This is a genomic window from Pseudomonas sp. SG-MS2 (assembly GCF_009933855.1).
Taxonomy (GTDB): domain Bacteria; phylum Pseudomonadota; class Gammaproteobacteria; order Pseudomonadales; family Pseudomonadaceae; genus Aquipseudomonas; species Aquipseudomonas putida_E.
In genome coordinates, this window is record NZ_MOMO01000256.1 from 1 (window position 1) to 5,441 (window position 5,441).

The 5,441-nt window shown below is 59.8% G+C and carries 3 protein-coding genes and 1 pseudogene; all 4 read left to right on the plus strand.

Annotated features, from left to right (window positions below; translation table 11 throughout):
- Window positions 1-661: 661 nt before the first annotated feature.
- The gene (locus BLX42_RS24010; RefSeq protein WP_174141846.1) at window positions 662-1,171 is read left to right on the plus strand and encodes an RNA polymerase sigma factor; all 510 of its coding nucleotides are present in this window, start codon (window positions 662-664) and stop codon (window positions 1,169-1,171) included.
- 3 nt (window positions 1,172-1,174) lie between these two features.
- A complete protein-coding gene (locus BLX42_RS24015) occupies window positions 1,175-2,017 on the plus strand; it encodes a FecR family protein (RefSeq protein WP_177010495.1) in 843 nt (280 codons plus the stop codon).
- Between the two features lie 90 nt (window positions 2,018-2,107).
- Window positions 2,108-4,531, plus strand: a complete 2,424-nt coding sequence (locus BLX42_RS24020) for a TonB-dependent receptor (RefSeq protein WP_161872819.1) — start codon at window positions 2,108-2,110, stop codon at window positions 4,529-4,531.
- Between the two features lie 779 nt (window positions 4,532-5,310).
- Window positions 5,311-5,441 (plus strand): annotated as a pseudogene (locus tag BLX42_RS24025) (IS256 family transposase); the annotation flags it as partial.

A 5,441-nucleotide genomic window follows, 5' to 3' on the forward strand; every position in this document is an offset into this window, starting at 1 on the left:
AAGTGCGGCGAGAGTATGTTTGGGAAATGGACTACAAGGAAGAGGGAAAATCTGATTTCTTGATGTTTCCAGCGCTCAAGATGCAGAGGTGTTGATCGGTCTATGTCAACCAGTCTCGCGATGAATCGATGTTACTGATGCTGGGAAAGCGATGATCGAAACACAAGTATGTGAAGGATTTCCCAGGCTGGAGTGTCGGCCTCACGGTCCCTCTGACTCAGAGCTGGTCTGCCCGCACCGTCAGGAAATGTTTCTTGAAGTGGGCGGAGTCTTGAAACACCACAGGTCATGGCTCAGCACTTTCACCGATGGCTGGAGGAGCGGCTCGGTGACGGTCGGTATTATGGATTCAAGCTCTTGGACCTTGACCAGCCGGCCTACCGCCGCCGAGGCCTAGCCTTGGCCTTGATGCAAGCTGCTGATGCCGAGTTCGCTCGCCGGTGACCTCTCTACATCGCTGGAGACCACGCATGCGGTAGTTGTGCCAACGCCAGCATGATTTGCGACCTCATTTTTCAGTGCTGATCGTAACGTCAATTTGATCCAATCGTTCTGGCCAAGCGCCTGCTGGACTGTGCGCTGGATGGCCAGCTTCAGATCAATTTGCCCGATCTGGGAACTGCATGATATAAATGATATTCACTATCAATTGGATGCCGTCATGGCCTCGACTGACAACGATCTCTTGCAAGCCTTGGCCTTGCACTATGACGATCTGGTCGAGCATATCCGTCGACGCTTTTCCAACCAGCATTTCGCCCGTGACGTGGTCCATGATGTTTGCGTGCAGATCCTGGAAAAACCACCGGTCAAGGCCATCAGCGTACCCATCGCCTTTCTGCGCCGTGCCACGCTCAACCGCGCCATTGATCGGCGCCGCGCCGAAAGCACCCGCTCGTTGTACATGCAGAGCCAGATAGCCGTGGTCGAGCAGCATCGCGACGACCTCGACGGCGCGCTGGCACTGGAGTTCGAACAGCGCCTGAAGGCGTTGCTGGCGGTGATCGAGTCGTTGCCAGCGCGCCAGCGCCACGTGTTTCTTCTGCACCGCATCCACGGCATGCCTCAACATGACATCGCAAACGAGCTAGGCATTTCCGTCAACATGGTCGCCCAGCACTTCATGCGGGCCATGCGCACCCTTGCGCAGCGCTGGCAGCCGGAGACCTGACCATTGCAACGCAAAACCCCACCCACCGCCCCCATCAGTTCTGATGACCTAGAGCCTTACGCCAAGTCGCTGCGCGCCCTGGTGCCCAGTCGCGAAGCCCTGCTGGCCGAAGCCAGGGCGCAGAGCACACGCAATGCCAGTCGTCGGCGCAAGGCTGCCGGCACAGCCTTGCTGCTGGCTCTGGCCGGCTGGGCCTGGCTGGCCGACCCGGCGCTCGGCTACCGCCAGATCGAAGTCGCCAGCAGTGGACGCGAAGTGCTGCACCTGAGTGACGGCAGCCGAATCGAGCTGGACGCCGGTAGCGTGCTGCGCATCGAGTACCGCCTGCGCAGCCGGCAGTTCGAGCTGCTCGACGGCGAAGGTCTGTTCAGCGTGGCACATCAACCCAAGCCCTTCATCGTGCGCAGCCAAGGTGTGGCAGTGCGCGACATCGGCACGGTGTTCGATGTGCGCAGCGACCTGCGCGGTGTGCGGGTGGCTGTTCTGGAGGGTGCGGTGGAAGTGGACAACGGCGAGGCCCGCAGGCAGCTCACCGCCAAGGAGCAGTTGCTCGCCAGCCCGCTGGCCCTTGGCCCGATCGAAGCGACGAGGCCCGGTGAACTGGAGGCATGGCGGCGTGACCTGTTCCACTTCGACGGCACGCCGCTGGACGTGGTTGTCGCTCAACTACGGCGCCATCGCGCCGCGCCTATTCAACTGGAAGGTGCACCCGCTGGGGCGTATCGACTAAGCGGCGAGTTCCTGACTGGCAACGTCGAACAGCTGATCGACACGCTACCCCGGCTGGCTCCGGTAACCGTGCACCGCGAAGATGGCGGTGTGGTGAAGGTAGTTGTGCGTCACTGATAATTATTTTCAGCCACACATCAAAGTTCGCCATGGCACAAACGCCAATCCCTATGAAACTCATTCTCATTACATTTCGATAGGGATTCCATGACGCTCTTTGTCTACCCGCTGCGCCAGACGATGTTCCTGGCGACTTTTGGTTTCCTGGCAGCCGGCCCCTTGCAAGCTGAACAGGCACACTACCGCATCGACCTGCCTGCGCAGCCGCTGGACCAATCGATCAGCGCCCTGGCCCGACAGACTGGCACCCGTATCCTTTTCAACACAGACGCCGCCCACGCCGTGCAGGCGCCGGCGTTGCACCAGCAGTTGAGCGTCGAGCAGGCCCTGCGCCAACTGATCGCTGGCAGCAACCTGACCCTCGGCCAGACTGCCGACGGCCAGTTTCTGATCGCCCTGCCAAGCGAGCCCGGCAACGGCGCGCTGGAGTTGGAGGCCTCCAGTGTCATCGGCCGCGCCCCACTGACTACAACCGAGGGCAGCCATTCTTACACCTCCGGCGCCGTGACCTTGGGCAAGGGCGTGCAGAGCCTAAAGGACATCCCGCAGTCAGTCACCGTCATGACTCGCCAGCAGATGGATGACCAGAACACCCAGACCATCTCCGATCTGGTCAGCCGAACGCCTGGCCTGACCGCTACCAAGTCACCAGGTTCGGGGTTGTTCATCTACTCCCGCGGCTTCAGCATCGACACGCTGCAGTACGATGGCGTGCCTGTACCGCGCAACACTTACTCGCTGGGCAGCTATCTGACCGAAGATCTGAGTTTCTACGACCGCGTCGAAGTGCTGCGGGGCCCGGCCGCGCTGCTGCAAGGTGGCGACAGCCCGGGCGGGGCGATGAACCTGGTGCGCAAGCGTGGTCAGGAAAAGGCCACTGTCAGCCTCACTGGCAAGGCCGGCTCCTGGGACAGCTACGGCCTGCAGTTGGACGCCGGCGGTCCGCTGAACGCCGAGGGCACCCTGCGTGCACGCACCGTTATCAGCCAAAATGACAGCGGCTCGTTCATCGACTACGTGCGTGGCTGGAACCAGACTGTCTATGGTGCAGTCGACTACGATTTCACGCCCGACCTTACGGTTGGCCTGGGCGTTGCCAACCAGAAGGGCCACTCTCGTCCAGCCATGCTCGGCTTGCCGCGCTACGCCGACGGAGGCAACCCGGACTGGTCGCGCTCGACCTATGTCGGCGCCGACTGGAACCGAGCCGAGAATGACCAGACCAGCGTGTTCCTGGATGCCACCTATCGGCTGAGCAACAATTGGCGGCTAAAGGCTGCCGGCGTGTATATAAGCGAACACAATGGTGCCACCTACCAGGCGCTGTGGGATGCCCTGCCGGCCAATGGTTCTACAGATAACACCTATATAGACTGGAGCACTGATTTCACCACCCACAGCAAGGGCCTGGACCTTTACCTGGATGGCAGCTTCACCGGTTTTGGCTTCGAGCAGACCTTCCTGATTGGCGCCAACTACTCACGCATCAACACTGATGACCGCTGGGCACGGGCACCCACCTTCGGTGCGGACTCGTCGAACGTCGATCATCATCGACCGATGCCGAACATCTACGAACTGGCCAGCCGCGGCCGTGGCCAGTTGACCGAGTACCAGGTAGAGCAGAAGGGTTTCTATACGCGCTGGTCGATCAATCTGACCGACCCGCTGAAGCTTATTCTCGGTGCCCGCACCAGTTGGTACGACTTCAGCTACGCCGCCGAATTCTTTGACCACAGCGGTTACAGTGAGTCCACCACCAGCAGCAGCGGCAAAGTATCGCCCTATGCGGGGCTGGTGTATGCGCTGGACAAACAGTGGTCGATCTACGCCAGCTACACTGACGTGTTCCAGCCACAGACCGCGCGCACGGTGTCGGGCTCGGTGGTCGAGCCGATCATTGGCAGCAACTATGAACTGGGTCTCAAAGGTGAGCTGTTCGATGGTGCGCTGAACACTTCGATTGCACTGTTTCGCTATGACCAAGAGCACCGCGCGGTGCTCAACCGCAGCGGCCCTATGGACTGCGATGGCTGGTATTGCTCCACGGCCTCGGGCAAGGTGCGCAGCCAGGGCCTGGAAGCGCAGGTCAGCGGCGAGGTACTGAGTGGTCTGCAGGTGATGGCCGGCTACGTCTACAACACCACACGCTATTTGGAAGATGGAGACTACAAGGACAAGGTGTACAGCACCTGGACGCCAAAGCATCAGTTCAAGCTGTGGGCCGACTACACCTTGCCGGGTGACTGGAGCCGCACTTCGGTGGGCCTCGGGACCACGGCGGTCACCGGCACCACCTCCTACGACCACGTGTTCGACCTGCCGGGCTATGCGGTGTGGGATGCGCGGGTGGCGTACAAAGTCAGCGACGAAGTCACCTTGGCGGCGAACCTGAACAACCTGCTGGACAAGAAGTATTACGTGCCGGCTTACAACACCATTGACTACAACAACTACTATGGTGACCCGCGCAACGTGATGTTCAGTGTGAAATACACGCCTGAATTCTAGTTAGGTTGCGTTGTGGAAGGGCCCGCTGTGATTGGCTCAGCGAGCCTGGCGCGAGCAGGCGTTCGGCATAGCCCGGAAAAGGTCACTCATGTGTGGCCGTTTTCGAGCCTGCCTTTTGGCAGGTAGTGAATTGCGCTTTCGACCCGAAGCTGCCCCTCACCACAGAAAACAAACGGCCAGAAGTGGATCCGCAAACCACGCCTCCACAAATCTCACTCAGGACGTGAGTGCTGCGTTCAGACTGGGTCACTGGCCAGCTCATTGCATGTTCACCCTCAGTGCATGCGTCAATGCAAAAAAAGAGGTCGCTGCGACTTGGTTGGCTCATCAGCCCTCCAGCACATTGCAAGCCATGGCCCGATCAGTATTGATCGAGACCGGAGGTGATCACTACCACGATGCATTGAAGACGGTATTTTCTTCTATCCCTGTGCACTTGTTAGCGGAGAGCGCTCCCGAGCTGAATGGGATGTGCCTGACTGGGCGATAGCACAGGCGGACACCTATCCGCTGTCAAACAGAAGGGTGGCAGCTGTACATGGGTTGACAGGCCGGCGGACTATGCAAGTTCCGGCGCACGCAAGCGTGCCCGCACGTACAGCCGCCATTGAAGGCAAGCCGTATGCATAATACCGTCGCGGCCTGTCAAAGCGATCGTGTCCCGGGAAGTGGTGTAACTGAACCAGCCGAAGGCGCCCTGCGGGCGAAAGAGGATGGTCATCGTGGTTCTTGGCTAACGTTGAGTTTGCGAAGACCAAACACTCACCAGAGAAACCACGATGACCAAGCCCACTATCGCATTGACCGAGTTGGTTGAGAAAGGGGCAGACGCTGATCTGCTCAAGCAAATGATCCAGTTCGTTGCCCAGCGCATGATGGAGTTCGATGTCGAAGGCCTGTGCGGCGCGGG